Annotated in this window: 27 protein-coding genes; 19 read left to right on the top strand and 8 right to left on the bottom strand. The window is 63.5% G+C overall.

From position 1 onward, the window contains the following. Position 1: 1 nt before the first annotated feature. Positions 2-2,275, bottom strand: coding sequence for a transglycosylase domain-containing protein (locus tag AC066Y_RS22590; protein WP_478275896.1), 2,274 nt, complete (start codon positions 2,273-2,275; stop codon positions 2-4). Positions 2,276-2,562: 287 nt separating this feature from the next. On the opposite strand from AC066Y_RS22590, the gene AC066Y_RS22585 reads away from it, so the two are divergent. The 7 genes from AC066Y_RS22585 (at position 2,563) to AC066Y_RS22555 (ending at position 11,241) form a co-directional block, all read left to right on the top strand. Beyond that, positions 2,563-3,099 (top strand): YcgN family cysteine cluster protein, encoded by a 537-nt coding sequence (locus tag AC066Y_RS22585; RefSeq protein WP_478275793.1) that lies wholly within the window; start codon positions 2,563-2,565, stop codon positions 3,097-3,099. A 159-nt stretch (positions 3,100-3,258) separates the two neighbouring features. Beyond that, entirely contained in the window at positions 3,259-4,851 is a 1,593-nt protein-coding gene (locus AC066Y_RS22580; RefSeq protein WP_478275792.1) for an MDR family MFS transporter, read from the top strand. 503 nt (positions 4,852-5,354) lie between these two features. Continuing rightward, entirely contained in the window at positions 5,355-6,578 is a 1,224-nt protein-coding gene (locus AC066Y_RS22575; protein WP_176535132.1) for an ABC transporter substrate-binding protein, read from the top strand. A 94-nt stretch (positions 6,579-6,672) separates the two neighbouring features. Next, entirely contained in the window at positions 6,673-7,548 is an 876-nt protein-coding gene (locus AC066Y_RS22570) for a branched-chain amino acid ABC transporter permease (RefSeq protein WP_050404977.1), read from the top strand. Position 7,549: 1 nt separating this feature from the next. Then, positions 7,550-8,476 carry a branched-chain amino acid ABC transporter permease gene (locus tag AC066Y_RS22565; RefSeq protein WP_478275791.1) on the top strand — a complete coding sequence of 309 codons (927 nt, stop codon included), beginning with the start codon at positions 7,550-7,552 and terminating at the stop codon, positions 8,474-8,476. After that, on the top strand, positions 8,477-9,958 hold the full coding sequence (locus AC066Y_RS22560; protein WP_478275790.1) for an ATP-binding cassette domain-containing protein: 1,482 nt from the start codon (positions 8,477-8,479) through the stop codon (positions 9,956-9,958). 38 nt (positions 9,959-9,996) lie between these two features. Next, a complete protein-coding gene (locus AC066Y_RS22555) occupies positions 9,997-11,241 on the top strand; it encodes an ABC transporter substrate-binding protein (RefSeq protein ID WP_478275789.1) in 1,245 nt (414 codons plus the stop codon). 124 nt (positions 11,242-11,365) lie between these two features. On the opposite strand, the gene AC066Y_RS22550 is transcribed toward AC066Y_RS22555, so the two are convergent. Both AC066Y_RS22550 and AC066Y_RS22545 read right to left on the bottom strand, forming a co-directional pair. Continuing rightward, a complete protein-coding gene (locus AC066Y_RS22550) occupies positions 11,366-12,580 on the bottom strand; it encodes an NAD(P)/FAD-dependent oxidoreductase (protein WP_478275788.1) in 1,215 nt (404 codons plus the stop codon). Positions 12,581-12,663: 83 nt separating this feature from the next. Further along, positions 12,664-14,298 (bottom strand): thiamine pyrophosphate-requiring protein, encoded by a 1,635-nt coding sequence (locus AC066Y_RS22545; protein WP_478275787.1) that lies wholly within the window; start codon positions 14,296-14,298, stop codon positions 12,664-12,666. 323 nt (positions 14,299-14,621) lie between these two features. Between AC066Y_RS22545 and AC066Y_RS22540 the strand changes: the two genes are divergently transcribed. Then, positions 14,622-14,786: a Flp family type IVb pilin gene (locus AC066Y_RS22540; protein WP_478275786.1), complete on the top strand. Its 165-nt coding sequence runs from the start codon at positions 14,622-14,624 to the stop codon at positions 14,784-14,786. Positions 14,787-14,999: 213 nt separating this feature from the next. Here AC066Y_RS22540 and ku read toward each other — a convergent pair whose 3' ends face one another. Then, positions 15,000-15,977, bottom strand: a complete 978-nt coding sequence (gene ku / locus AC066Y_RS22535) for a non-homologous end joining protein Ku (RefSeq protein WP_478275785.1) — start codon at positions 15,975-15,977, stop codon at positions 15,000-15,002. Positions 15,978-16,230: 253 nt separating this feature from the next. On the opposite strand from ku, the gene AC066Y_RS22530 reads away from it, so the two are divergent. From AC066Y_RS22530 to AC066Y_RS22490, 9 genes are all read left to right on the top strand, one after another. After that, positions 16,231-16,383, top strand: a complete 153-nt coding sequence (locus AC066Y_RS22530; protein ID WP_173641807.1) for a hypothetical protein — start codon at positions 16,231-16,233, stop codon at positions 16,381-16,383. Positions 16,384-16,856: 473 nt separating this feature from the next. Beyond that, a complete protein-coding gene (locus AC066Y_RS22525; RefSeq protein WP_171948113.1) occupies positions 16,857-17,015 on the top strand; it encodes a hypothetical protein in 159 nt (52 codons plus the stop codon). 27 nt (positions 17,016-17,042) lie between these two features. Further along, positions 17,043-17,375, top strand: coding sequence for a hypothetical protein (locus AC066Y_RS22520; RefSeq protein ID WP_478275784.1), 333 nt, complete (start codon positions 17,043-17,045; stop codon positions 17,373-17,375). A gap of 157 nt (positions 17,376-17,532) precedes the next feature. Next, complete coding sequence (locus AC066Y_RS22515) at positions 17,533-17,808, top strand: hypothetical protein (protein ID WP_092125201.1); 276 nt, start codon at positions 17,533-17,535, stop codon at positions 17,806-17,808. Between the two features lie 55 nt (positions 17,809-17,863). Beyond that, entirely contained in the window at positions 17,864-18,280 is a 417-nt protein-coding gene (locus tag AC066Y_RS22510) for a hypothetical protein (RefSeq protein WP_478275783.1), read from the top strand. A 55-nt stretch (positions 18,281-18,335) separates the two neighbouring features. Next, positions 18,336-19,406, top strand: a complete 1,071-nt coding sequence (locus AC066Y_RS22505) for an NAD-dependent epimerase (protein ID WP_478275782.1) — start codon at positions 18,336-18,338, stop codon at positions 19,404-19,406. A gap of 98 nt (positions 19,407-19,504) precedes the next feature. Next, positions 19,505-19,726: a hypothetical protein gene (locus AC066Y_RS22500; RefSeq protein ID WP_478275781.1), complete on the top strand. Its 222-nt coding sequence runs from the start codon at positions 19,505-19,507 to the stop codon at positions 19,724-19,726. Positions 19,727-19,931: 205 nt separating this feature from the next. Beyond that, positions 19,932-20,135, top strand: coding sequence for a hypothetical protein (locus tag AC066Y_RS22495; RefSeq protein WP_478275780.1), 204 nt, complete (start codon positions 19,932-19,934; stop codon positions 20,133-20,135). Positions 20,136-20,560: 425 nt separating this feature from the next. Beyond that, entirely contained in the window at positions 20,561-20,773 is a 213-nt protein-coding gene (locus AC066Y_RS22490) for a hypothetical protein (RefSeq protein WP_092125205.1), read from the top strand. 196 nt (positions 20,774-20,969) lie between these two features. Here AC066Y_RS22490 and AC066Y_RS22485 read toward each other — a convergent pair whose 3' ends face one another. Next, positions 20,970-21,158 (bottom strand): hypothetical protein, encoded by a 189-nt coding sequence (locus tag AC066Y_RS22485; RefSeq protein ID WP_478275779.1) that lies wholly within the window; start codon positions 21,156-21,158, stop codon positions 20,970-20,972. Positions 21,159-21,816: 658 nt separating this feature from the next. On the opposite strand from AC066Y_RS22485, the gene AC066Y_RS22480 reads away from it, so the two are divergent. Then, the gene (locus AC066Y_RS22480) at positions 21,817-22,191 is read left to right on the top strand and encodes a helix-turn-helix domain-containing protein (RefSeq protein WP_092125207.1); all 375 of its coding nucleotides are present in this window, start codon (positions 21,817-21,819) and stop codon (positions 22,189-22,191) included. 14 nt (positions 22,192-22,205) lie between these two features. Here AC066Y_RS22480 and AC066Y_RS22475 read toward each other — a convergent pair whose 3' ends face one another. After that, entirely contained in the window at positions 22,206-22,511 is a 306-nt protein-coding gene (locus AC066Y_RS22475; protein WP_194455378.1) for a hypothetical protein, read from the bottom strand. Between the two features lie 155 nt (positions 22,512-22,666). On the opposite strand from AC066Y_RS22475, the gene AC066Y_RS22470 reads away from it, so the two are divergent. Then, a complete protein-coding gene (locus AC066Y_RS22470) occupies positions 22,667-24,049 on the top strand; it encodes an undecaprenyl-phosphate glucose phosphotransferase (protein ID WP_478275778.1) in 1,383 nt (460 codons plus the stop codon). Between the two features lie 40 nt (positions 24,050-24,089). Here AC066Y_RS22470 and AC066Y_RS22465 read toward each other — a convergent pair whose 3' ends face one another. Together AC066Y_RS22465 and AC066Y_RS22460 are read right to left on the bottom strand one after the other, a co-directional pair. Then, complete coding sequence (locus AC066Y_RS22465; protein WP_478275777.1) at positions 24,090-24,686, bottom strand: hypothetical protein; 597 nt, start codon at positions 24,684-24,686, stop codon at positions 24,090-24,092. Further along, positions 24,679-25,458, bottom strand: coding sequence for a metallophosphoesterase family protein (locus tag AC066Y_RS22460; protein ID WP_478275776.1), 780 nt, complete (start codon positions 25,456-25,458; stop codon positions 24,679-24,681). Before AC066Y_RS22460 ends, AC066Y_RS22465 begins: the two co-directional genes overlap by 8 nt. Positions 25,459-25,589: the final 131 nt, after the last annotated feature.

The following is a 25,589-nucleotide window of genomic DNA, read 5'->3' as shown; positions in this document are numbered from 1 at the left end:
GTCAGTTCTTGCGTGGCGCAGGGGCTGTCGCGCCGTCCGGCCCGGCCGCGGCAACGTAGTTTTCGGGGAACGCCAGCGCGCTCGAGGACTCCGGCTTGCCGGTTTTCGAGGGCTCGTTCAGCGTGGTCTTGTTGGTCGTCTTGGCGGCGTCGTCGAGCAGCTTCTCGACCCGCACCAGGATATCGGCACCACGCTTGGTCAGAACCGGCGGCGGACCCGGCTTGGTCTCCAGCACGCGCGGCGCCGCGTTGGCCTGGGCATTGGCCTGCGCCGGCTGCGGCGGCAGCTTCTGTCCCATGCCGACGCCGACGAGTTCCTTCACTTCCACGCCCTGATGCGCGGCGACCATGATGTCGTGCCAGGTCTGCGCCGGCAGCGAGCCGCCGGTCATGCGGTTGGTCGGCGAATAATCGTCATTGCCGTACCAGACCGCGCAGGTGAAGTTGCCGGTGTAGCCGACGAACCAGGCGTCGCGATAGGCGTTGGTGGTGCCGGTCTTGCCCGCGGTCGGAATGCCGTCGAGCGCGGCGCGGCGCGCGGTGCCTTCGCTGACCACGTGGCTCATCATGCCGGCCATGTCGGCGGCGATGTTCGGCGGGATGGCTTGCCGCGGCTTCGGACCGTCGCGGTCCCAGCGCCACACGAGGTCGCCGGCGCCGGTACGCACCTCGAGCACCGAATGCGGCGTCACCGCCTTGCCGCGGTTCGGGAAGGTCGCATAGGCCACCGCGTGCTCGATTACCGTGACTTCGTCGGAGCCGATCGGCAGCGACGGCGTATCGGGCAGCGGTGCCTTAAGGCCGAAGCGGCGTGCGACCTCGACGATCTTGGCGCGGCCGGCCTTCGGGCCTTCCTTGCCACCGAGCGCGATCGAGAGCTTGACCGGCACCACGTTGATCGAGCGGGTGATCGCCTGCGTCAGCGTGACCTGACCCGAATAGGAATGGCCATAGTTCTGCGGGCACCAGTTGCCGATGCAGACCGGGCCGTCGACGATCTTCGAGTTCGGCGTGAAGCCGTTGAGCAGCGCCGTGGTGTAGACGTAGGGCTTGAACGACGAGCCGGGCTGCCGGTAGGCGTCGGTGGCGCGGTTGAACTGGCTGGCACCGTAATCGCGGCCGCCGACCATGGCGCGGATGCCGCCGTCGAGATCGGACACCACGGTCGCGGCCTGCGTCGCGTGATAGTCACGCCCGAACTGGCGGAGCTGGTTCTCGATCGCTTCCTCGGCCGCCTTCTGCACGTTCATGTCGATCGCGGTGCGGACCACGAAGACGCGCTCGGTGTAGGATTTCGGGAACGTGTCGACCAGCTTGCGCATCTCGTCGAAGGCGTAGTCGAGATAATAGTTCGGCGAGTTCTCGTCGCGCCGGTCGACCGCGACCGCCGGATTGCGGCGGGCGCCGAACACCTGGCCCTCGGTCATGAAGCCGGCATCGACGAGGTTGTCGAGCACGACATTGGCGCGGGCGCGCGCCGCGGGCAGGTTGATATGCGGGGCGTATTTGGTCGGCGCCTTGAACAGGCCGGCGAGCATCGCGGCTTCCGCGAGGTTCACGTCGCGCACCGACTTGTTGAAGTAGAAATGCGCGGCGCCGTCGACGCCGAAGGTGCCGCCGCCCATATAGGCGCGGTCGAGATAGAGCTTCAGGATCTCGTTCTTGGTGAGCCGCGTCTCCAGCCAGATCGCAAGGAAGGCTTCCTTCACCTTGCGCTCGATGGTGCGCTCATTGTTCAGGAACAGGTTCTTGGCGAGCTGCTGGGTGATCGACGAACCGCCCTGGCGGACGCCGCCGGCCTGCGCGTTGGTGACGAGCGCGCGGGCGAGGCCCGGAACGTCGATGCCGAAATGGTCGTAGAAGCGGCGATCTTCGGTCGCGAGCGTCGCCTTGATCAGATTGTCCGGAAAGTCTTCCAGCGGGATCGAGTCATTATGCTTGATGCCGCGGCTGCCGATCGGGTTGCCGTAACGGTCGAGGAAGGTCACCGCGAGGTCGGACTTCTTCAGCCAGTCCTCGTCGGCGGTCTCGCGGAAGGCGGGGATCGCGAGCGTCAGCATCAGGATCATGCCGCCGAGCCCGATGGTTGCGGCTTCCGACAGCGGCTCGATGAACACCCAGCGCTTCCAGCGGCCGACATAGAAGCGGTCCATGAAGGTGGAATAGCGCTCGTAGAGTTCGCGCAGGCCCTTGCCCGACGAGAACAGCGTCGAGTCGATACGCGCATCGAGGTCCAGGAAGAAATTCCGGACCTTCTGTTTCCAATGCGACGGCATGATCTGAAGGACCGGACCCTTGATCAGTTCGACAGCGCTGCGGGCGCCCGAAACGGGCACAGGCCAGCGTCTTGCTTCGATGTTGCGGCAATCCCAAGGCGCTTTTGCGTCGTTGGGGACTCGTTCGTTGTTCTATCCGAGCGGCTGCCATAAACCAATGGCGCGGCTTGTGAATTTAATGAAAGCCCTAACGCTGCCCACCGGCTTTTTCGACCCCGCAATATCACCCCCTTGCGGACGGAGCGCCGGCGTCCCAAGAAGGGCTTTACCGCCATGTCAGGGATATCATGACCGCACCGCCCAAACGCCCGTCGGGACAGGAGGGATTCTTCTGGAAAACCAAGACGTTGGAAGAGATGTCCAGCGCCGAATGGGAAAGCCTGTGTGACGGCTGCGCACGTTGCTGCCTGGAGAAGCTCGAGGACGAGGACACCGGCAAGATCTATTTCACCCATATCTCCTGCAAGCTGCTCGATTCCGGCCTGTGCACCTGCAAGGACTATGCGAACCGCTCCGACCAGGTTCCGGATTGCGTCCGCCTGACGCCGGAGAACGTCCGGACGTTGAACTGGCTGCCGCCGAGCTGCGGCTACCGGCTCGTGGCCGAGGGGCGGGACCTCTACTGGTGGCATCCCCTGATCTCCGGCGATCCCAACACGGTTCATGAAGCCGGGGTCTCGGTACGCGGGCGGGTGGAGGGCACCGAACTCGACGTCAATGACGCCGATCTCGAGGATCACATCGTGCGGTGGCCGGCCCTGCTGCCGAAACGGGCGCAATTGAAGAAGCGGCCCAAGGTGCTCGACAAGACGACCAAAGGATGACGTCGCCACAGCGTCCGCGATCACGTCATCGCGAGAAGGCCGCGGCGGGATGCACCCATGCGCTGAGGTGCCTGCCTCAGCAGCGAATTGCTGCATAAATTGCGGATCAGAGAATGATTCCATCGCGGCACGAGCCCGCGCAGCAGCATTACGCCCCAAATGAACAAGTATGAACGGCAGAGCCGGATTCCTGCCGACCAAGAGACATTGCCTGACGACATTGCCGCAGAGCTGTCCCACCTCCCGAGCGAGGTGATCGAACTCACCGACGCGCCGCCGCTGGCGCCGCCGGCGCCGCTCAATCCGGACGAAGTCCGCACCATCGTGATCAGCCTGATGCTGACGATGTTCCTTGCCGCGCTCGACCAGACCATCGTCGCGACCGCGCTGCCGACGATCGGGCGCCAGTTTCACGACGTCACCAATCTGTCCTGGGTGATCACGGCCTATCTGCTCGCCTCCACGGCCGTGGCGCCGGTGTTCGGCACGCTGAGCGACATCTACGGCCGCCGCGTCATGATCATCACCTCGCTCAGCCTGTTCGTGGTCGGCTCGGTGCTGTGCGCGATCGCGCCCAGCATGACCATGCTGATCATTGCCCGCGGCCTGCAGGGGCTCGGCGGCGGCGGCATCATGCCGGTGGTCCAGACCGTGATCTCCGACGTGGTCACCCCGCGCGAGCGCGGCCGCTATCAGGCCTATTTCTCCAGCGTCTGGATGGCCGGCGGCGTTCTCGGCCCGGTGGTCGGCGGCGTGTTCGCCGAGCATCTGCACTGGTCGATGATCTTCTGGATCAACCTGCCGCTCGCGGCGGCGGCGCTGGCGCTGCTGCTGCCGAAGATGAGCAAGATCCCGGTGTTCCACCGCAAGCGCAAGGTCGACTGGCTCGGCGGCGTGCTGCTGATGGCCTCCGCCGTCGTGCTGATGCTGGTGCTGACCTGGGGCGGCACGCGTCTGTCCTGGCTGTCGCCGACCATTACCGCGATGATCGGCGCCTCGATCGCGCTCGCCGGTGCCTTCGTCTGGCATGCGCGCCGCGCCGACGAGCCATTCCTGCCGCTATCGCTGCTCGGCGGCTCGGTGGTGCCATTCGCGATGGGCGCGGGCGGCTGCGCGCTCGGCGCCATGGTCGGGCTCACCGTGCACCTGCCGCTCTATTACGAGGTGGTCTATCACCTCACCGCCAGCGAGGCCGGCCTCGCGCTGATCCCGCTCGCGGCGATCTCGACCTTTGGCGCGGCGATCGCCGGCCGGACCATGGCGAAGGCCAAGCACTACAAGCGTGTCGCGATCGTCGGCACCTCGGTGGCCGCGATCTGCGCCGTCGGCATGGCCGTGACGACGCTGCCGCTGTGGGGATTGCTGCTGTTGATGAGCGTGTTCGCGCTCGGGCTCGGCACCACATTCCCGATCAGCGTGGTGTCGCTGCAGAACGCGGTGGCGCGTCCGCAGGTCGGCACGGTGACCGGTGCGATGAACTTCTTCCGTGCGATGATGGCCTCGTTCACGGTCGCGGCCTTCACCACGATCCTGCTGATGACGCTCGGGACCGACATCTCGCTCGCCGGCGAGCACCATGCCGCGTCCGCCGGCACCGTCGGCGCGATCCCGATGGCCGACATGATCACTGCGTTCCGCTACGTGTTCGGCGCCGCCGCCGTGCTGCTGACCACGGCTTCCATCTGCATGATCACGATGGAAGAGCGCCCGCTCGCCGGTCCGGCCGCACAGCCGGTCGAGATGGCGGAGTAGGGCGGGTTCATCCCTAACGTCGTCCTGGCGAAAGCCAGGACCCATAACCACCGCATTTGATGATGGATGGGATCGCGGCCCCGGCATCGCGCAAATTGCGGCGGTGGTTATGGTCTCGGCCTCCGCCGGGACGACGGTGAGTGTGTGGCGCGGCCTGTGAATCATACAACCGTATTCTCGCGACAAGATTTGCCCGAGCTTTGCTCTTCGTTTCACCCTCTCTCTTGAAGAGGGCGCAGGGAAAGCTGGGCGCCGATCGCACCGGGGAACGACGAGGGGAGAGATCGCGGCACCACTACTTTATTCCCCGCTGCCTCAAATTTATTCAGCTGCAAAGCGCCGACCCACTACTTTAGTTGTCGTCCACGCATGGCGATCTGCGCGCAGTTTCACTTGCTGCGCGTTTTGTCGCAGCTATAGTCCCGCCCCAAGAGCTCGAAGCAGCCGAACAAAAAGAGGAGAGAAACAGGGTGAAAAGAACATCGCGACTGCCTGTTCATGCGATGCAGCAACTTGCCGGAGCGGCCGTGTTGGGCCTTTTGGCAGCCAGCCCCGGCGGCGCGCTGGCGGCTGACACCCTCAAGATCGGCGTGATCGCCGAAGCGCAGGCGATCGCCGGGGCGTCGATCCCGCAGGCGGCGCAACTCGCCGCCGACGAGATCAACGCCAAGGGCGGCATCGACGGCCGCAAGATCGAAATCGTCTCTTACGACAATCACTCGTCCTCGGCGGACTCGGTGCGGGCGTTCCAGCGCGCGGTCAACGAAGACAAGGTCAACGTCGTCATCTCGAGCTACATCAGCGAAGTGGTGCTGGCGCTCGAGCCCTGGGCTTCGCGCCTGAAGACCCCGTTCGTCACGCCCGGTGCGGCCTCCAACGAGATCAGCAAGAGCGTCCACGCCGACTACGAGAAGAACAAGTACACCTTCCACGGCTACCTGACCTCGGCGGCGCTGGCGCTGTCGGTCTGCGACGCCGCCAAGGAACTGCTGGTCGATCAGAAGCACATGAAGACCGCGGTCATCATGAGCGAGGACGCGGCGTGGACCAAGCCGCTCGACGTCGGCTACGAGGAGTGCCTGCCGAAGATCGGGCTCAAGGTCGTCGACCATATCCGCTTCTCGCCCGACACCACCGACTTCACGCCGATCTTCAACAAGGTCGAAGCCGCCAAGCCCGACGTGATCATCACCGGTATCTCGCATGTCGGCGTGCAGCCGACGGTGCAGTGGAAGAACCAGCAGGTGCCGATCCCGATGTTCGGCATCTCCTCGCAGGCGACCAACGAGACCTTCGGCAAGGACACCAACGACGCGGCGGAAGGCGTGCTGTATCAGGGCGTGTCGGGCCCGAACGTCGCGGTGACGCCGAAGTCGGTGCCGTTCGCGGAAGGCTTCAAGAAGCGCTACGGCAATTATCCCTCCTATGCGGGCTACACCGCCTATGACGAGGTCTACTACATCGCGGATGCGGTGAAGCGCGCCGGCTCGGTCGAGGCCGACAAGATGGTCGATGCGCTGGAGAAGACCGATTGGGAAGGCACCATCGGGCGCGTCCAGTTCTACGGCAAGGACGATCCGTTCACCCATTCGATCAAGTACGGCAAGGGCCTGATCACCGGACTGATGCTGCAGTGGCAGGGCGGCAAGCAGGTCGCGGTCTGGCCGAAGGAGGTCGCCAAGAGCGATCTCAAGTTCCCGAGCTTCATCAAGCTCACCACCAACTGATCGATGATCATGCTCCCGGGGCGGTCCCGGGAGCATCCGTATTCAGTTCCGCGTCCTCCACAACAGGCAGCTTTGCTGCCGCGGCCGATTTGAGATGCTTGCCTTACAGATTCTGATCGATGGCTTCGCCATCAGTGCGCTCTATGCGCTCGGCGCCACCGGCTTCACCCTGATCTTCGGTGTCTCCGGCGTTCTCAACCTCTCCCACGGTGCCATCATGGTGGCCGCAGCGGTCGCGGCCTGGGCCGCGGCTAGCGTGCTGCACCTCGACATCTACACCGGCGCGCTGTTCGGTGTCGGCGTGGCGCTGATCATGGCGTTCGCGACCTATTTCGCGGTCGTGAAGCCGATCCAGAACTCGAGGCGGATCCCCAACGAGGAGAAGGAAATCTTCGTCCTCACCGGCACCCTGCTGTGGGGCATCATGATCCAGGAGCTGATCGCCTATTTCTTCACCAACAATGCCAAGACGGTGCTGCCGATCGTCGAGGGCGTCGTCGACATCTTCGGCAACCGCACGCCGCGCAACAACATCTTCACCGCGCTGGTGTGCTGCCTCGTGATCGGCCTGCTGTGGCTCTTGGTGAACCGCACCCGGACCGGCAAGGCGGTGCTGGCGGCCTCGATGAACCCGCGCGGCGTCACCTTGCTCGGGCTCGAGCTGACCCAGATCTACATCGTGGTGTGGGGCATCTACGGCATCCTGGCCGGCATCGCCGGCGTGCTGCTCGGCATGTTCTTAGGCGTCAGCTCCTACAGCGTCGGGCCGCTGACCGCGAGCGCGTTCTCGATCGTGGTGCTCGGCGGCCTCGGCAGCGTCTCGGGCTCGCTGATCGCGGCCTTCGTCGTCGGCTATCTCGAGACCATCACGGCCTACATGATCTCGCCGGCCTACCGCACCATTCCGGCGCTGCTGCTGCTGGTGTTCGTGATGTATATCCGGCCCCAGGGCCTATTGGGGAGGCGCTGAGATGACCAACTTCTTCACCTCGCGCCTGTTCTTCATCTCGCTGGTCTGCGTGGTGGTTGCCGCGACGCTGCCGCTTTATGTCTCCGGCTACATCCTCGGGCTGCTCACCGTCGCGTTCTATTTCGGCGTGTTCGCGATGGCCTGGGACCTCTTGTTCGGCTTCGCCGGCGAGGTCAATTTCGGGCCGACCTTCCTGATCGGCACCGGCGCCTACACCGCCGGGATCCTCAACAACCAGTTCGGCTGGTCGGTCTATGTCTGTATTCTGCTCGGCGCGCTGGCGTCGGTGGTTGCGGGCTTCGTGTTGGCGCTGCCGGCGCTGCGGGTGAGGGGACCGTATTTCGGCCTCACCACGCTGGTGGCGGTCTTGATGCTGCAGAATTTCATCGTGGTGTTTGCCGACCTGACCGGCGGCGAGATCGGTCTCACCATCCCCGATGTCATCACCATCAATGCCGGCGCCAATTACTGGATCGCGCTCGGCTTCATGACTGTGAGCGCCGCGATCCTGTACGGACTGTCGCAATCGCCCGTCGGCCTCGTGCTGCAGGCGAGCGGGCAGGACCCGGTGCAGGCCGGCGCGCTCGGCTTCAACATCGTCAAGCACAAGCTCGCGGCCTTCATCGTCAGCGCCTTTTTCTCGGGACTGTCGGGCGCGCTGCTGGTGTTCTACTTCGGCACCGCCTCGGTCGGCACCGTGGTCGACGTCGCGGTCGGCGTGAACGTGATCGTGTCCGCCGTGCTCGGTGGCCGGCGCACCGTGCTGGGCGCGGCGTTAGGTGCGATCTTCCTGATCGTCGCCGGCGAATTCCTGCGTCCGACCGGCGAACTCGCAACCTTCATCGTCTCGGCGGTGGCGCTGCTCGTCGTGCTGTTCTTCCCCGGCGGTTTCCTCGGAGCGGCCCTGTCACGCGAGGCGCGCTCCTAAATGGATCAGACTGTGACCACTACTCCGACACTCGCAGTTCGCGGCCTGACCAAGCGGTTCGGCGGCCTGACCGCGGTGAAGAATCTGAGCTTCGAGCTGCGCCCCGGCGAGATCCTCGGCCTGATCGGACCGAACGGCTCGGGCAAGTCGACCGCGATGAAGAGCGTGATGGGCATCGAGCGCCCGACCGCGGGCGAGGTGCTGTTCGACGGCGAGAACGTGGCCGGGCTGCCTGCGCACAAGATCGCGCGCAAGGGCTTTGGCATGGTGTTCCAGCACTCGCGGCCGCTGAACCGGCAGACCGTGCTCGAGAACATCATGGTCGCGCTATTGCCCGACAGCCTGTTCATGCTGTTTCCCGACAAGGCGCTGACCGAACGCGCCAGGTGGATCGCCGAACGTGTCGGCCTGGGGGCGGTGATGGATCGCCGCCCGCCGACATTACCGTTCGCCGATTTGCGCCGGCTTGAGCTGGCGAAGGCGATCGCGCGCGACCCGAAGGTGGTGCTGGTCGACGAGCCGTTTGCCGGGCTGACCAGCGCCGAGGTCGGGGTGTTCTCGCAGTTGATCCGCAGCTTCCGCGACGAGGGACGCGCGGTGATGCTGGTCGACCACAACGTCAAGAGCGTCGCCGCGCTGGTCGATCGCGTGCTCGCGATGTATCTCGGCGAGGAGATCACGACCGGCCGCGCCGAGGATGTGATGAAAAACGAGACCGTGCGGCGGGTCTATCTCGGCGGCGCGATCGAGACCCATGCGCGGCCCGAGACCTCGTTCAAGGACAAGGTGCCGCTGCTGCAGGTCGAGAACGTCAGCGTGCATTACGGCAAGGCGCAGGCGCTGGAGAACGTCTCGATCCACGTCCATGAGGGCGAGTTCGTCTCGATCGTCGGGCTGAACGGCGCCGGCAAGACCACGCTGTTCAATACCATCTCGGGCTTCCTGCCCTATACCGGCGAGATCCTGCGCGGCGGGCAGCAGCTGCGCGGAACGGGACCTGCCAAGATCGCCCGCTCGGGCCTCGTGCAGTGCCCGGAATCGCGCGAATTGTTCGGCGAGATGACGGTGCGGGAAAACCTTGATCTCGGCGGCCAGCATCTCGACGACGCAGCGCGGGCGAAGCAGCTGGCCTGGCTGTTCGAACTGTTCCCGATCCTGAAGGAGCGTCAGGGCCAGATGGCGCAGACGCTGTCCGGCGGCGAGCAGCAGATGCTGGCGATCGGCCGCGCGCTGATGATGCAGCCGCAGATCCTCATCCTCGACGAGCCGACGCTCGGCCTCGCGCCGGTCATCCTCGAACTGCTGTCGAAGGCGCTGGAGAAGCTGCGCCAGACCACCAAGATCACGGTGCTGCTCGGCGAGCAGAACGTGACCTTCGCGCTTCCGCATGCCGACCGCGTCTATGTGCTGGAGCACGCGCGGATCGTCTGGGAAGGCGATCCGGGCCGCTTCGCCGCGGAGGCCGGCAAGGACTTTCTCTGACGCTCATAGTTTGAAGAATAACAAAAGCAAGGGAGATCATGATGCCAGCATATTCAACCACCACCCGCGTGAGCCTGTTGGCCTCGGCGCTCGCGCTGTGCCTCGCGGCGCCGGCCTATGCGCAATCCAAGGACCCGATCAAGATCGGAATCATCGCCGAGGTGCAGTCGATCGCGGGCGCGGCAACTCCGGGCGGCGCGCAGATCGCGGCCGACGAGATCAACGCCAAGGGCGGCGTGATGGGCCGCAAGATCGAGATCGTCACCTACGACAACAAGAGCTCGTCGGCCGATTCCGTACGCGCGTTCCAGCGCGCGGTGAGCGAGGACAAGGTCTCGGCCGTGATCGCGAGCTACATCAGCGAGGTCGTGCTGGCGCTGGAGCCGTGGGCCTCGCGGCTGAAGATGCCCTTGATCACGCCCGGCGCCGCCTCGAACGAGATCACCAAGGCGGTTCACAACGACTATGAGAAGAACAAGTACACCTTCCACGGTTACCTGACCTCGGCCGCGCAGGCGCAACTCGTCTGCGACGCGGCCAAGGAGCTGCTGGTCGACCAGCTCAAGTTCAAGTCGGTGGCGATCATGAGCGAGGACGCGGCCTGGACCAAGCCGCTCGACATCGGCTACGAGGTCTGCCTGCCCAAGGCCGGCCTGAAGGTCGTCGAGCACATCCGCTTCTCGCCCGACACCACGGACTTCACGCCGATCTTCAACAAGATGGAAGCTGCCAAGCCCGACGTGATCGTCACCGGCATCTCCCATGTCGGCGTGCAGCCGACGGTGCAGTGGAAGAACCAGCAGGTGCCGATCCCGATGTTCGGCATCAGCGCGCAGGCGCTGAGCCCGACGTTCTGGGGCGACACCAACGGCGCGGCCGAAGGCGTGCCGTCGCTCGCGGTGGCGACGCCCGACGTCGCGGTGACGCCAAAGACAAAACCGTTCGCGGCAGCATTCAAGGCCAGGTTCGGCACGCCGCCGGCCTATACCGGCTACACCGCCTATGACGAGGTCTACATCATTGCGGAAGCGATCCAGCGCGCCGGCTCGACCGATCCGGACAAGATGGTCACCGAGCTCGAGAAGACCGACTTCGACGGCACGATCGGCAAGATCCAGTTCTACGGCAAGAACGACGAGTTCACCCACGGCATCAAGTCCGGCCCGGGTGCCGTCACCGGCCTCGTGTTCCAGTGGCAGGGCGGCAAGCAGATCACGGTCTGGCCGAAGGCGATCGCGGAAGGGAAGCTGAAGTTTCCGGATTTTGTGAAGCTGTCGCAGTAACAGACTGCTTGCCGTCATTGCGAGCGAAGCGAAGCAATCCATGATTCCACTCGGGGATAGATGGATTGCTTCGTCGCTTCGCTCCTCGCAATGACGGCGAAGAGGGGGCGAGACGAGCCAACTACTATTTCCGCGTCGGCGGTGCCGTCTGGATCGTCGGCGCCGCGGCCGCAAGCAGGGCGGCGCGATCGCCGTTGCGCGGCGGGTAGATGCGCTGCTGGTTGATGGTCTGCTTGGTGAGCTTGGCGGCGGCGCCGGTGGTGTGCACCTCGCGGTCCCAGCCGGTGGTGTAGAGCGCGCCCCAGGCGCCGAGATCGAGCACCGTCACATACCAGTCGATATTGAGCGGCAGGAGTTTTTCGCCGAACAGGTCCGCGACCACATTGTGGCCGGCAAACCGGCCCATCGGCCGTGCGAACTGGCACGACATCACGGTCGGATGCTCGCCATCGATCAGGCAGGCGGCAACGTCGCCGGCGGCGAATACGCCATTGAGGCCCTCGGCGCGCATGCAATGGTCGACCGGGATGCGGCCGAGCGCGTCGCGCTTCACCGGCAGCATTGCGGCGAGGGGGCTCGCGCGCATGCCGCCGCACCACACCACGGTCGCGGCCGGAATGATCTCGCCGCTATCAAGCGTGATGCTGTCGGCGCCGACGGCGCTGACCCTGACGTTCAGCCGCGTCTCGACGCCGAGCCCGGCCAGCGCTTCATTGATGACGGGGCGGCCATGCGCGCCGAACGTCGCGCCGACCACCGGATTGGGATCGATCAGGATGACGCGGTGATCGCCGGCGATGCCGGCGTGCGCGAGCTTGGCCGGCATCTCGGCCGCGACCTCAATCCCGGTGAAGCCGGCGCCAACGACCGCCACCGTCGCGCGGGCCGGCGAGGGCGGCTGCCTGCCGAGCGCGGCAAGATGCGTGTTGAGGCGTGTGGCTGCTTCGAAGGTGTCGACATCGAAGCCGAGTGCGGCAAGGCCTGATATCGCGGGGCGGACCAGCTCGCTGCCGGTCGTCAGCACCAGCCGGTCGTAGGTCAGCGTGTCCGCGCCGGAGCCTGTCTTGACGACGACCTCGCGCTTGGCCGGATCGATCGCCGTGACGTCAGCCACCCTATGCCTGACGCCGACCGGATCGAGCAGGTCCTTGAGCGGTAGCGCGACGTCGCCGAGATCGACCTCGTAATTGCGCACCCGGATGTTGTGATAGGCGTTGCGATCGACGACGAGAATCTCGGTGTCCGCTGCCCGCGCGCCGATCTCGTCGCGCTTGCGGGCCGCACCAAGCGCCGCCCACAGACCGGCAAAGCCGGCACCCAGCACCAGGATGCGCGCCATCTCTCCCTCCGATCCTTTGTCGGAGGGAGCTTGCCCGTGCAGGCGAGGTCAAATCAAGTGGGTGAGGGGCGTGTGAGGTGCCCTCACGTCCCCGGCCGCGACACCTCGGTCTCCTTGCTGGTGATGAATTCCAGCAGCACCGGCACGCCTTCCCTCGTCTTCTGGATGCCGCGCTTGATCGCGGGGATGATATCTTCGGGCTTGGTCACCCGCTCGCCGTAGCCGCCGAAGGCGCGGGCCATCGCGGCGTAGTCGCCGGAGATATCGGTCGAGCGGTATTTCTCGGTCGAGATCGGCATCACCTTCAGTTCGATCGCCATCGAGAAATTGTTGAGCAGGATCGACATGATCGGAATCCGCTCGCGCACCGCGGTCTCGAAATCCATCCCCGTGAAGCCGATCGCGGCGTCGCCCCAGACATTGATGCAGAGCTTGTCCGGTTTTGCCAGCTTGGCGCCCATCGCGAGGCCGAGACCGTAGCCGAGCTGCGTGGTCTTGCCCCAGCCGATATAGGACAGCGGCTCGACCGACTTCCAGAACGGCGAGAGTTGATCGCGCGGGCTGCCGGCGTCGTGGGTGATGATGGTATTGTGGATGTCGACGGTGTGCTGCAGGTCCCACAACACGCGGTAGGGATTGAGCGGCGCATCGTTATGCGTCAGCTTCGGCATCCACTTGGCGAGCCATTCCTTGTGGGAGGCGGCGATCTCCTCCGCGACCGCGCCGGCGTTGCGGTCCGAGGTCACGGTCTTGCCGATCTCCTCCAACAGCGCGTCGAGCACGAGGCCGGCGTCGCCGACGAGCCCGATTGTGGCCTCGACATCCTTGTTGAGGTGGTTCGGATCGAGCGTCGAATGGATGATGGTCTTGCCCTTCGGCATCGCGATGCCGAACGAGGTTTCGGTGAAGGAGCAACCGATGCCGAAGATCACGTCGGCTTCGGCGAGGAATTTCGGCACCGCGCGCGGCACGGCAAGGCCGCCGGAGCCGAGCGACAGCCGATGGGTCTCCGGGAATGACGACTTGCCGCCGAGGCTCGTGGCGACCGGGATCGCAAGCCGCTCCGCGAGGCGCTTCAGCTGCGGCCAGGCTTTCGCATAGTGGACACCCTGGCCGGCATAGATCACCGGACGCTTGGCGTTGACGAGCAGGGCTGCGGCTTCTTTCACATGAATGGGATCGGCGCCGTAGCGGGTGCGCAGCACCGGCGTGTAGTTCAGGGGCTCCGGCACCTCCTCGTTCCACATGTCGGCGGGGATCTCGACGATCACAGGCCCGCCGCGGCCGTTCTTCAATTTGGTGAAGGCGCGGCGGAAGATGTTGCAGACCTCAGCGGCGATGTTGATCGGCTCTGCGGATTTCGAGAACGCCTTCATCGCCTGGCTGGAATTGAAGTTCGGATCGATGTTGGCAAGCCGGCGCGCATAACCCATCGGCAGCACCAGGACGGGTACGGATTCGCCGTAGCACTGCGCGACGCCGCCCATCGCGTTCTCGGCGCCCGGGCCGTGCTGCATGCAGAACGCGCCGATCTTCTCGCCCGAGGTGACGCGGGAGATCGCGTCCGCCATGTGCACGCCGATGCGCTCCTGGCGCACCATCACGGGGCGGATGTCGGCGCTGGCGGCGTATTCGATCAGATGGTTGACCGGGTAGCCCGTGAGGATCTCGATCCCCTCGCGCTTCATGATTTCCGCGATCGCGGTGCCGAGCTTCATGACGCTCACTCCCTTTGGATGCGGCCGGTTCGTTCCGGCCTCGTTGTCGTCCTGTCCGATAAAGGAACAGGATTCCGCCGCGAGGGTAAAGCGCCGCCGGGGCCGGATCGGGTAGTCCTGATATGCGTTTACGCCAATCGCGGCTTGCCGCCTCGCGGGGCGAGGTCAGGGTGCAGGCAGAACTAGCAGCGAGTTTCTCTGCAACCTTTAAGCGATCGTTCATCGTGTCCATCAATGGGCCGTCAACCAATGTGGCCTAGTTTTGCTGGAATATTACTACGGCGCGGGAGAAAAAGCCGCGGGCGTCGGACAGGAGCTTTTTCATGCGCGCGTTGGTTGCAAGATTTCTGCGCGATGACGTCGGGGCTACGGCGATCGAATACGCCATCATTGCCGGCGGCATCAGCATCGTGATCGTCGCCGGCGTCAGAGGCATCGGCACCACTGTGAGCGGCCAGTTCACTGCCGTCAGTTCGGCATTCAAGTAATCGCCGCCGGACACGCTTCACACCTTCTGCTTCAGTCGCCTCCGCCGTCTCCATTTAGCGCGCGAGCATCGCGATGCGAGCGAACATCAGCCAGCTGGCACCTCGTTCTCCCGCATTGATCAGATGCTCAACCGGAACTGCCAGCGCGCTTCCAGCCGGGCGTCTTCCGATCGTTTCATGATGTAGCCGGCGGCCTGCGGCAGCGCCGTGACCTCAACCCGCTTTCTTCCTCGCCGCGGTGCCTTGCGCACGCGCGGGCTTCTCGGCCTTCTTCGGCTCGGGCTTGACGGTTTCCTTGGGCTCGCGCTTGCCGCTGCCCGAGATCGGCAGCAGCATCTCGCGCTGGCCCTCGATGCGCTTCTTCGGCTTCTTGCCCTTCGCCGCCTTTGCCTCGGCCTTGGCCGGAGCGGCCTGCTTCTCGTTGGCGAGGCTCTTCTTCAGCGCGTCCATCAGGTTGATGACATTGCCGCCGGCCTTCGCCGCGGGCTTGGCGATCTTGATGCCGTTGCGCTTCTGGTTGATCAGGTCGATCAGCGCCTGCTCGTAGCGATCCTCGAACTCCTCCGGATCGAACTCGCCGGACTTCTGCTCGACGATGTGCTTGGCGAGATCGAGCATATCCTTGGTGATCTTCACATCCTGGATGTCGTCGAAATATTCCTTCTCGCTGCGCACCTCATAGGGGTAGCGCAACAGCGTGCCCATCAGCCCGTTGTCGAGCGGCTCGAGCGCGATGATGTGCTCGCGGTTGGTCAGCACGACGCGGCCGATCGCGACCTTGTCCATGCTGCGGATGGTCTCGCGGATCACCGCGAAGGCGTCGTGGCCGACCTTGCCGTCGGGAACGAGATAATAGGGGCGGATCAGATAGCGGCTGTCGATCTCGCTGCGCGGCACGAATTCGTCGATCTCGATGGTGCGGGTCGAATCCAGCGCGATGTCGTCGAGCTCTTCCTTGGTGACCTCGATATAGGTGTCGGTGTCGACCTTGTAGCCCTTCATGATGTCATCGGCGGAGACTTCCTCACCGGTCTCCGCGTCGACCTTGGCGTATTTGATCCGGTGGCCGGTCTTGCGGTTGATCTGGTTGAAGGAGACCTTCTCGGTATCCGACGTCGCCGGGTACAGGGCAACCGGACAAGTCACGAGCGAAAGGCGCAAAAAGCCCTTCCAGTTGGCGCGGGGGGCCATAGGGAAAACTCCGATTACGCAACCGACGGAACGGTCAAGGATAACACCGGGAACCCCGGTTTGAAACAACGCGGCCCGGTGAATCTGGCAACGGCGTTAACCGTGGCCCAAGCCTGCGCCCGTTTGACGCGGCGGTGGCGTGGTCGTTGGACAGCCGTCAAGCCGCGCGGAACATCACCCCGGATCACGCGTTGGCCCTCCGAAGGGGAGCGGCAATCGCCGGAATTTCAGGCACTTAAGCAACGAGGTCGCCATGGCAACGGAACGACACGGTCAGATCACAGAAACCCCGACCGAGGCGCGCCAGGCCGAGCCCGGACCATCGGTTCTCGCGCTGCTCACGGCCTCCACAGGGCTCGCAGTCTTGATCCTCGGAATTATCTGGTTCGCCTTTTTCCGGGTGTGACGCTGCGACCGCGGTCTCCCGCATGCGAGGTCCTGATTGTTAAACTGAAATACAAGCAGAGCAGGCCGCCACGCGCTTGCGGGGTGTGCGGTCGATCACGCCTGCATCCCGCCACGGCCGTCGCGCGTGCGGTCGCATGTCATTCTCGGGCTCGACGATCGGTTTGACGCGCGAAGCGCATCCGCGGCGCAGATCGCGATATCACGCAACTGAAAATTCCGGCGCGCGGACTGCTGAGGTCGCGGGAGCCGATCGCTGAGCATGTCACGCGGAATTTTCTTGAGCCAAGACTTTGTCGGCCAGGACTTTGTCAGCCAGGACGTGAGCCAGGAATCGTCTTCGTCGGCCCGGGCCTTCACGAGATTTTGCAGCTGAGATCCGTGACGTGCGAAGCGAATTGCTGCCGTGACGCGTCATGAGATCATCGAAATTGCCTGCTAGCTGATTTGAATCAGATGCGTCTTGAGCTTGAGATGTTCTATCCGCAAGAAGAAAAAAACTCGCTGTTGGCGCGCCTCAAGGAGAAAAGCGTTTCAGGTGCGTTCGTCGGACTGACGCTGCTGGCGATGGCAGGGTGGATTTATCTGCTCAGCTCGATGTTCCTGAAATTCATGCTGTGGTGGTTCTCCTGAGGCGCCTCGCGCACGAGAACAACCGATGTGGGCGCCGGGTCATTGTTGCGCCGTTCGATTGCACAAAAATTCCAGCGGCTGAACATTCTTTCGGCGCGCGCAATCATGATGTCGTCACAACTCCGAATGTTAATAACATCTGGTCTAACATGGACGAATGTGATGCTTTCTTCTGCTCTCATCCTTGCGGCGGCATTCGTCGCCGGCTTCTTCTCCGGTTTCGCCGCGCGCGCGTGGCGATCGCGCAAGCGCCGCGCGCAATATCGGATCTATGCGCCGTATGCGGCGCCGCCAGCCGCCAAATCGGCGAGGCGGGAACAGCCGGTCACCGCATTCGGCCACATGCGCCGCGCGTTCTAGCGGGCTAGCTCGGCAGAGGTAGCGCGACAGTGGCGTGAGTTGGGGTTGGCGGGCGACATGCAATCGGTCATCCTGTCTTCGTTGCGACAGCCGGACTGGGTTCGCGTGCCGGCGGGGTGTTGCCGTTGGCCCGCGCATCGTGAGGGAACTTGCAGGTATGAGTGATCTCAGAGGGCATTCGCCAAGGCGGTATGTCGTCGATGTCAGTGGACGGCGCGTGCTGGTCGGTCTCACGCTTGAAGAGACGTCGGAATTCGAAGGACTGGACGCCTCCCTGCCGGTGCTGGGCGGGGAAGCCCACGGCGCCGAGTTGATGCCGTCAGCCGTCGAGGGACGGTGGGTCGAGCTCTATGACAAGCACGACAAGGCTTGGATCAAGTGGAAGGCCGACCTGAGGGCCGGGCAACAGGATAATTCACTCTTTTTTAACTAAGACCGGGCGATTTTGAGTGATATTGCCTGAGTGGGCCCGAACCGGATACTGACAGATGTTTCAGCTGTTTCTGCGGGCTCGCGCGCATGACCTGATCAGGTCGCGGCGGAGCGAGGAAGGTTTCAAGGCACGCTCGGCCGAGCGCGATGCCGAGACCGATCGCGCCCGGATCGGATCGATCATGGCCGCGATCGAGGCCGCGTTACAGGCGGCCGAAAGCGAGCAATCCGGCCTTGGCCGCCGTGTCGACGATGTTCTGGCCCGCGCGGCGGTGACGCTGGGCAACGGCACCGACGAGTATCTGGAACGCGAGGCGCTTGACAGCTATCATCAAGACCTGTTTGACGCCGAGATCTCCAACGGCCAGCGTCGGCTGAAGGAATTGGCGACCGAGATTGCGCACTTCAAGTTCATGAAGGCCGCGGTACTGAGCCGCTTTCCGGACTACAAACCTCCGGCGGCCAGCAACTGACGCGCCCCGTGGCCGCAACGCGAAGCCAGAAGCTGCGGCCCGCGTCTGACGGCGTATGCGGCCTGGTCCGGCGCAAGGCGAAAGGCACAGGCGAAACGTGGTGATCGCAGGCAACCTACTCGTCACGGGCTGTGCCGGCTTTATCGGCTTCCATCTGGCGGAGCATTTGCTGCGGGCAGGGCAGCCGGTCATCGGCATCGACAATCTGAACCAGTATTACGATCCGGCGCTCAAGCACGCGCGGCTCGATCTGCTCAAGCAGCACCGTGGCTTCACCTTCCTGGAACTCGACCTCGCCGACCGCGCCGGCATGAAAGCGCTGTTCGAGCGCTATCGCTTCGAGGTCGTGGTGCATCTCGCTGCCCAGGCCGGCGTGCGCTACTCCCTGCAGAACCCGCAGGCCTACGTGGATTCCAATCTGGAGGGCTTCGTCAACGTCCTCGAGGGCTGTCGGCATACTGCGTGCCGGCATCTGCTGTTTGCGTCGTCATCGTCGGTCTATGGCGCCAATACCAAGCTGCCGTTCTCGGTCCACGACAACGTCGATCATCCGGTCAGCCTGTACGCGGCTACCAAGAAGGCCAACGAGCTGCTCGCCCATTCCTACAGCCACCTCTATCGCATCCCGACGACGGGGCTGCGGTTCTTCACCGTATATGGGACGTGGTATCGGCCGGACATGGCGCTCTATGCGTTCGCGGACGCGATCACCAAGGGGAAGCCGATCCAGTTGTTCAACAACGGCAACATGCGGCGCGACTTCACCTATGTCGATGACGTCGTCGAGGCGATGGTGCGGCTGATCGGCCGCGCGCCCGAGGGTGACGTCAACTGGTCGGGCGTGCATCCCGATCCGGGTTCGAGCAAGGCGCCTTGGCGCGTCTACAATATCGGCAACTCCAGGCCGGAAGAACTAATGCATGTGGTCGCGCTGCTCGAGCAGGGCTTCGGCCGGCCGGCTGAAAAGCAGTTGTTGCCAATGCAACCTGGGGATGTCCTGGAGACCTCAGCCGATGTCTCCGATCTGGAGCGTGAAATCGGCTTTCGGCCGCAGACGCGGATCGAGGACGGCATTGCCAGATTCGTCGCCTGGTATCGGGCTTATCACAACGTCGATCGGACGTAGTGCGCTCGTTAGCGAATTCCGGCTCGAGAAAAACCTGACTCGGCGTGGAACGGAGTGCGGCACTGAGAGTTATCAGTGGTTTTGCGTTCGCGTCAGCCATGATCATCGTGTCCAGTGCAATCGTTCCGGCGAACGCGATCGACGCCCAGGTCGCACGCGCCTGCGATGCCTTGGTCGCGAGGGCGTTTCCGCCGCGAGAGCCCGGCAATCCTGCCACCGGCAGCGCGAGGGGCGGGGCGAGGGATCAGCGCGACTATTTCAACACATGCGTCGCCAATGGCGGCAAGATGGGCGACGACGCGCCTCCCAAATCGAAATAGCACACGATCGCGACGCGCGTTGCGAATTAGCGATGCTTATGGCGGTTGGTCGAATCCGCTGCTGTCCGCCGTGGCAATCGTTCAAGCGCATGTGAGAACGTGAAGGCATTTCGCTGCCTCTGCTGAAGCCGAAATGCCTCATTACCGCTCATTTCGAATTCGAATAGCATTGTCGCATTCGGCCAGGTCGAGGTGGATATCTTACATGATCGAATGTGTGGCGTTGATTCCCTCCGCCGCATCGCAGGGCGGATCAGAATGCTCAGATCCGCGGGCTCGATATCCGAAACGGATCGAAATATTCTGCGATCAATGCAGACGACGCGGTGTCGGTTCGCTCATCCATGCTGTTCAGTTCAACCTGTTATGCGCGGCGAAAAAACTGATTGATCGAAAGCAGCAGATTTAGTGTGTGCACGCCGTGTTTGGTGGAATATCTGGTTCGAGGCTGGAACACCTCATCACGTCCCGAGCGATTGGCGCGGCGACATTGTGATAGCCAGCAGGCGTGTCGCCGGTTTCGACGGCGATCGCTGCGATCAACGATCGTCAAATGATTTCATGCTCTTGCTCGCGCCTCATGGTCAGTGCCGGCTGCGCTCTTTGGCAGCGCGCCGCGTCGCTGCCGCCGACATCCCATCGCGACGACACATATAAGGCCATCGATCGAACGTTTCGCGATCAGGTTGTGGAACCTGATTGAGAAAATTTAGCGCGGAGCCACGTTCGTCGCAAACCTGCCCCATTAACCGCATTCCATATGTGTGATCTAACTCTGTCATCGAAACTTCAATCACATCGCTCATACCCTTAACCGCAGAGCGAGGGCGCGCCATGAAGCAGCACAAAGTTCAACATTCGCATCAGCCAATCGAAGAGGCGTTGCTCGCGACCAATCAATCGCTGCGCAACGAAGTCGTTGCTCTGATGCTTGATATCGCAGCGTTGCGTGAAATCCACGAGCGTCCAGGCGCGTCTCGTTCGTTCGGCATGTCGCGTGAGCAGAACGCCCCGCGCGTCGCATTGCGCCGGGTTCACCACAGCTAAAGTCCATCAGCCTATTTCTCACCGAGCAGGATTTGCGGCCACATCCAAGCCAGTCCGGCGAGGATGTCGGCGCCTTCTGCTATGGACAATTCAATGTTAAATTGAATGTTGTCCGGCCCGATCCTCGTTTGGGCGAGCCGGCTCGATCTGGCGGATGTTTGCCGTGGAACAATTTTGTCGGAGTGAGGGCAGGCAGTCAGTGCTCTTGCCGCACCGGCTTGTGCGCCACGACGTAGGACAGCCGCTCGCGCAGGATCCACGTCTGCAACACCAGCTCGACGGCGGTGTGCCGGAGCTCGGAATTCTCCGCGACGAGGCGTTCCAAGGCCTCGGTCGCCTCGCTGGACGCGGATTGCTTCCCCTCGAAGACCTTGAGACGCGCCATAGTGTCGATCCTCGTGAAATGCGTCGATCAGAGGCTGGCTCTGACAAGCGTCAGCACAGAGTAGTTCGCGGATTGTCGGGCGGTCGTGGTTCCGCCTGATGGCCTCGGGTGGGAAAGCGCCTAATTGATAATTCGCGGATCGCGCTATGAGTGTTAGGTTTCCTGAAAATGATCCTCAAATATGTTGAAACTCTCATGAGACCTAATGTCTTAGTAACTACCGCTGCGCGTGCGTGCCCGCAAGCTGCCGGACGCGAAGGTCGCGGGATTAATTTGTTAGAATGTTGTGAAACTCTCGTTTGACCGGCGGCGTAGATATCGCGGAGAGGCATGGTGCACTCACAATCTGTCGCAGGACCGATTGGATGTTCTCATTTGCTTCTCATCCGGGAATGCAAACGGTGCGCCAATTCAATTGTCATACGTAGAAAGTCGTATAACTTTTTCTGTGATGGCGTCTTACGACGGGAATATTGCTCATATATTCCGGTAAACACCTTGCAGCTTCGGTGTTTCTTCGCACAATGCGGCGCTGCCTACGGCAAGTTCGAGGCTCCCGAAGGCCCCCCGGGAAATCCTCAATTTGAATTTCCTGTTGCATTTACATAGCTTATAGGCCATGCGATGATTGCTAATCTAGGGGGCAATGAGATGACCAATGAGGCGTCATTCAACTGACGAGATCAGTTCCAAGGTCAAACAAGCCGAGGAACTCATGGCGCGGGGGCAGTCACAAGCCCAGGCGTGCAAGGTGCTGGGCGTTAGCGTGATGACATTTCACCGCTGGCGCAAGCAGGAGGCTGCACGCGGCCATCACCCGAATGGTACTGTGACCGAGCTTGCCGCTCGTTCCGATGATCGAGATGGTATTCCCCACGTCCACAACCGTATTGACGAATTGCGGCTGGAAAATGAACGGCTGCGTCGGATTGTGACCGACCTGCTGCTCGAGAAAATGAAGATCGAGGAGAAGCTTGCGCTCAGGTCGAGCGGCGGGAACGGTTTGCCCCGCCGTGGTGAAGTCCAGAGCTGACGTAAGCCGATCCGCTAATGGATACGCGAGGGCCTGGGAGCCAGCAGCAGCTGGTCGCTCAGATGCGCTTTCTCTGATCTTGCGCGCAGCTCCTCGAGGATTGGACGTAGCCTCGCCTGCGCGAGGTCCAGACCTTTGACGATGTCCTGATTCGGCATTTCGGCCGGAAAACGGGCCGAACGCAGCTTTGTTTCGACCGCCTTGACCAGCAACTCGACGTCGTCGCGGTGCTGGCCGGCGACCAGTTCGGCGCCCATCAGGCGGATGAGATGGAGGAGGGCCAACAGCGCGGCCTCGGTTTCGCCAGCCGATGAACTCATTGAAGCTCTCTGCCTGATCTTGCCGGCAGGTCTTGCGAGCTCACGACCTGCCTGATATTAAACATGTGAATTGTTAACACGAATGTTAATTCCCGATGACGGACCTTTCGGACGCTCGAATAGCGAAGGTACCGGTTAGCTTCGGCGCCTTCTCGTTGGCTTTTGCCTCGCTCGAGGCGTTTGCTGTCGTCTTCGAGATGATCATCGTCGTGCTGTCCAGCATCATCGGCGGCGCGGCCTATCACCTGTTTTACTACCACACGGTTTATAGCAACAGCTTCGAGGGTTTTCTAGGGATCGGGGTCCTCGCCGCCATCCTTCACATGTTCGTGGCGAAGTCGCAGGGCCTCTACAATGCGCAGGTGCTGGCCGGTCTCGACCGTCGCTGGAGCAGCCTGCTCGGCGGGTGGCTGCTGGTGGTCCTGCTGATGACCCTGATCATCTTCCTTCTGAAGGTTGGCTCCGGCGTCTCGCGCGGGTCGGTGATGTCGTTTGGCGTGATCGGCGGCCTTGGGCTGGTGGCCGGACGGATGCTGCTGCAGGCGCCGCTGCAACGTGCGATCGACCGCGGCATGCTGGCGACGCGCCGCGCGGTCGTGGTCGGGATGGCGGACGAATTGTCCCGGGTGCGGCAATCGAGCCTGCTGCGCGATTTCGGCCTCAGCGAGGTGCGACGGATCCAGTTGTCCGGCCTGTCCGACAACGCGGGCGATCGCGCCGCCGTCGCGTCAGCCATTCGCGCGGCTCGGGAGTGCGGCGCCGACGAGATCATCCTGGCGATGCCCTGGCAGCAGGAACCGCGCATCCAGTTCGTGTGCGATCAGCTGCGGGCGTCACCACTGCCGGTGCGGCTTCTGCCGGATCGGACGGCGGAGCGGTTCCTGGCGCTGCGGATGGTGGCGTCTGGCCCGATACCGACGCTGGAAATGCAGCGCGCGCCGCTGACCTCGGTCGAGCGTGCCGGCAAGCGGCTGTTCGACATCGTGGCATCGAGTGGCCTTCTGGTGCTGTTCGCGCCGCTTTTGATCGGGACGGCGATTGCGATCAAGCTCGACTCCAGGGGGCCGGTCCTGTTCCGGCAGCGCCGCAACGGGTTCGACGGCAAGCAATTCACCATCCTCAAATTCCGCTCCATGCATGTGCTCGAGGACGGCGATGTCATCACGCAGGCTCGCGCGAACGATCCGCGGCTGACCGGGATCGGCGCCACGCTGCGCCGCCGCAGCATCGACGAGCTGCCGCAGCTGGTGAACGTGCTGCGCGGCGACATGTCGCTGGTCGGGCCGCGGCCGCATGCGCTGGCGCATGACGACAAATATTCGAAGCTGATCGCAAGCTATGCGCAGCGCCAGCACGTCAAGCCGGGCATCACCGGTCTCGCACAAGTGCAGGGACTGCGCGGCGCGACGCCCGCGATCGAGGACATGCAGCTGCGCGTCGCGCACGACCTCATCTACATCAAGAGCTGGAGCTTCGTGCTCGACCTGCGCATCCTGTTGCGCACCGTCGGCGCCGTGCTGCGGCACAAGGGAATCTAGCGGGTCGGGCATCCGACGGCTGTCCGCGTGCCGGCGCGTGCTACTCCGGAATGCTCTGGCCGACGTCCTTGAATTCCGCCTCGATCATGCGCCGGTTGGCATCGGTCGCCACGCGATAGGCTTGGCCGAGCGCGCCCTTCAGCTCAGGCGCACGGGTGAGGATCAGGCGGATCTGCCGTTGTAGCAGATCGACCAGCTCCACATCGCGCGTGGTGTCGACCTGCGCCAGCAGGATCAGGCGCGGCGCGATCAGGTCGCTGCGGTTGAAGCCGGTGTAGTAGGACATCTTCAGCGCCTTCGATGCGGTCGGGTTCAGCCAGTCGAACCGCCCGGTCGCCGAGGCGAGGCCGAACCAGCCGCCGGCGTCCATCGGCGAGAGCCGAAGCGCGCGGGTGAAGGCGGCTTCGGCCGCCTCGGGCGAGGTCTGCAACTCGCTCCAGCCGTCGGCGAGCCACAGCTCGCTCCTGACCACGCCGACATCGGCGGCGAGCCAGGGTTTGCCGCGCAATGCATCGGCGGCCAGCCACCAGATCGACAACGCCAGCGTCGCGGCGCCGATCGCTGCCGCGGCCGGCACGAAGGCCGGCGACAGCTGGCGTGCGTGACGCCGGGGCGCGTCAGCCTTCGCATCAGCCATGGCGCGCTGCCCGGTTGCCGGTCATCAGCAGGGTTCGCCGCGCGTCCTCCAGCTTGACGCAGGTCAGGCGGCCCGTCGCATAGGCGCCGGTGTCGACATTGATGCGGTTGCGCAGCAGTTCGGCCTCGTGCACCGGCGTATGGCCGTGGACCACGACCTTGCCGAAATCATCTTCCGACACCAGGAAGTCGTCTCGGATCCAGAGCAGGTCCTCCTTGCGCTGTTGCTTCAGCGCGACCCCGGGCCTGACGCCGGCATGCACGAAGAAATAGCGGCCGCAGGAATAGGTGATCGGCAGCGAGCGCAGGAAGGCGAGATGGGCCGGCGGCATCTGGCGGACCAACTGTTGGGCGAGCGCCCTGCGTTCCGCGGCGTCGGGATTGAGCGAGGGCGTCAATCCATAGGACATCAGCGTCTGCAGGCCGCCGAATTGCCGCCATTGCGCGAGCATGTCGGGATTGACGAGAAACTCCAGCAGGCAAGCCTCGTGATTGCCGAGCAGGCAGACCAAACTGTGGGTCCGGCGGCGTTGATCGAGCATCGCGATCACATCGCGCGAATCCGGTCCGCGATCGATGTAGTCGCCAAGGAAGACCTGGATGGGCCGCGCCGGCCGGAACTTGCGGATATCGGCATCGATCCGTGCGCAGATCTCGTGCAGCAGGTCGGCGTGTCCGTGGATATCGCCGACGGCATAGATGCAGGTCTCGTCGCCCTCGTCATGTTCGAGGTCGCCGGTCTGGCCGACCATACGCCGGAGGAGGCTGCGCATCTGTGGTCTAGCCCGTCTTATTCATGATTGCCGGGCGGGGCAGCTGGAACATTTCCGGTCGGGGTGAAGGCGCGCGCGAACGCTTCGGCTTTTTCGCCGCTTTTCGACCCGACTTCGTGAACGCGTTGGAG

The organism is Bradyrhizobium sp. USDA3010 (assembly GCF_056429065.1).
This window is presented reverse-complemented; position numbering and strand designations above follow the sequence as displayed.

Excerpts from the sequence above, each read along its gene's own strand:
- AC066Y_RS22590 (WP_478275896.1), bottom strand. The coding sequence starts at position 2,275 with ATGCCGTCGCATTGGAAACAGAAGGTCCGGAATTTCTTCCTGGACCTC.
- AC066Y_RS22585 (WP_478275793.1), top strand. The coding sequence starts at position 2,563 with ATGACCGCACCGCCCAAACGCCCGTCGGGACAGGAGGGATTCTTCTGG.
- AC066Y_RS22580 (WP_478275792.1), top strand. The coding sequence starts at position 3,259 with ATGAACAAGTATGAACGGCAGAGCCGGATTCCTGCCGACCAAGAGACA.
- AC066Y_RS22575 (WP_176535132.1), top strand. The coding sequence starts at position 5,355 with ATGCAGCAACTTGCCGGAGCGGCCGTGTTGGGCCTTTTGGCAGCCAGC.
- AC066Y_RS22570 (WP_050404977.1), top strand. The coding sequence starts at position 6,673 with ATGCTTGCCTTACAGATTCTGATCGATGGCTTCGCCATCAGTGCGCTC.
- AC066Y_RS22565 (WP_478275791.1), top strand. The coding sequence starts at position 7,550 with ATGACCAACTTCTTCACCTCGCGCCTGTTCTTCATCTCGCTGGTCTGC.
- AC066Y_RS22560 (WP_478275790.1), top strand. The coding sequence starts at position 8,477 with ATGGATCAGACTGTGACCACTACTCCGACACTCGCAGTTCGCGGCCTG.
- AC066Y_RS22555 (WP_478275789.1), top strand. The coding sequence starts at position 9,997 with ATGATGCCAGCATATTCAACCACCACCCGCGTGAGCCTGTTGGCCTCG.
- AC066Y_RS22550 (WP_478275788.1), bottom strand. The coding sequence starts at position 12,580 with ATGGCGCGCATCCTGGTGCTGGGTGCCGGCTTTGCCGGTCTGTGGGCG.
- AC066Y_RS22545 (WP_478275787.1), bottom strand. The coding sequence starts at position 14,298 with ATGAAGCTCGGCACCGCGATCGCGGAAATCATGAAGCGCGAGGGGATC.
- AC066Y_RS22540 (WP_478275786.1), top strand. The coding sequence starts at position 14,622 with ATGCGCGCGTTGGTTGCAAGATTTCTGCGCGATGACGTCGGGGCTACG.
- ku (WP_478275785.1), bottom strand. The coding sequence starts at position 15,977 with ATGGCCCCCCGCGCCAACTGGAAGGGCTTTTTGCGCCTTTCGCTCGTG.
- AC066Y_RS22530 (WP_173641807.1), top strand. The coding sequence starts at position 16,231 with ATGGCAACGGAACGACACGGTCAGATCACAGAAACCCCGACCGAGGCG.
- AC066Y_RS22525 (WP_171948113.1), top strand. The coding sequence starts at position 16,857 with ATGTTCTATCCGCAAGAAGAAAAAAACTCGCTGTTGGCGCGCCTCAAG.
- AC066Y_RS22515 (WP_092125201.1), top strand. The coding sequence starts at position 17,533 with ATGAGTGATCTCAGAGGGCATTCGCCAAGGCGGTATGTCGTCGATGTC.
- AC066Y_RS22510 (WP_478275783.1), top strand. The coding sequence starts at position 17,864 with ATGTTTCAGCTGTTTCTGCGGGCTCGCGCGCATGACCTGATCAGGTCG.
- AC066Y_RS22505 (WP_478275782.1), top strand. The coding sequence starts at position 18,336 with ATGCGGCCTGGTCCGGCGCAAGGCGAAAGGCACAGGCGAAACGTGGTG.
- AC066Y_RS22500 (WP_478275781.1), top strand. The coding sequence starts at position 19,505 with ATGATCATCGTGTCCAGTGCAATCGTTCCGGCGAACGCGATCGACGCC.
- AC066Y_RS22495 (WP_478275780.1), top strand. The coding sequence starts at position 19,932 with ATGATCGAATGTGTGGCGTTGATTCCCTCCGCCGCATCGCAGGGCGGA.
- AC066Y_RS22490 (WP_092125205.1), top strand. The coding sequence starts at position 20,561 with ATGAAGCAGCACAAAGTTCAACATTCGCATCAGCCAATCGAAGAGGCG.
- AC066Y_RS22485 (WP_478275779.1), bottom strand. The coding sequence starts at position 21,158 with ATGGCGCGTCTCAAGGTCTTCGAGGGGAAGCAATCCGCGTCCAGCGAG.
- AC066Y_RS22480 (WP_092125207.1), top strand. The coding sequence starts at position 21,817 with ATGAGGCGTCATTCAACTGACGAGATCAGTTCCAAGGTCAAACAAGCC.
- AC066Y_RS22475 (WP_194455378.1), bottom strand. The coding sequence starts at position 22,511 with ATGAGTTCATCGGCTGGCGAAACCGAGGCCGCGCTGTTGGCCCTCCTC.
- AC066Y_RS22465 (WP_478275777.1), bottom strand. The coding sequence starts at position 24,686 with ATGGCTGATGCGAAGGCTGACGCGCCCCGGCGTCACGCACGCCAGCTG.
- AC066Y_RS22460 (WP_478275776.1), bottom strand. The coding sequence starts at position 25,458 with ATGCGCAGCCTCCTCCGGCGTATGGTCGGCCAGACCGGCGACCTCGAA.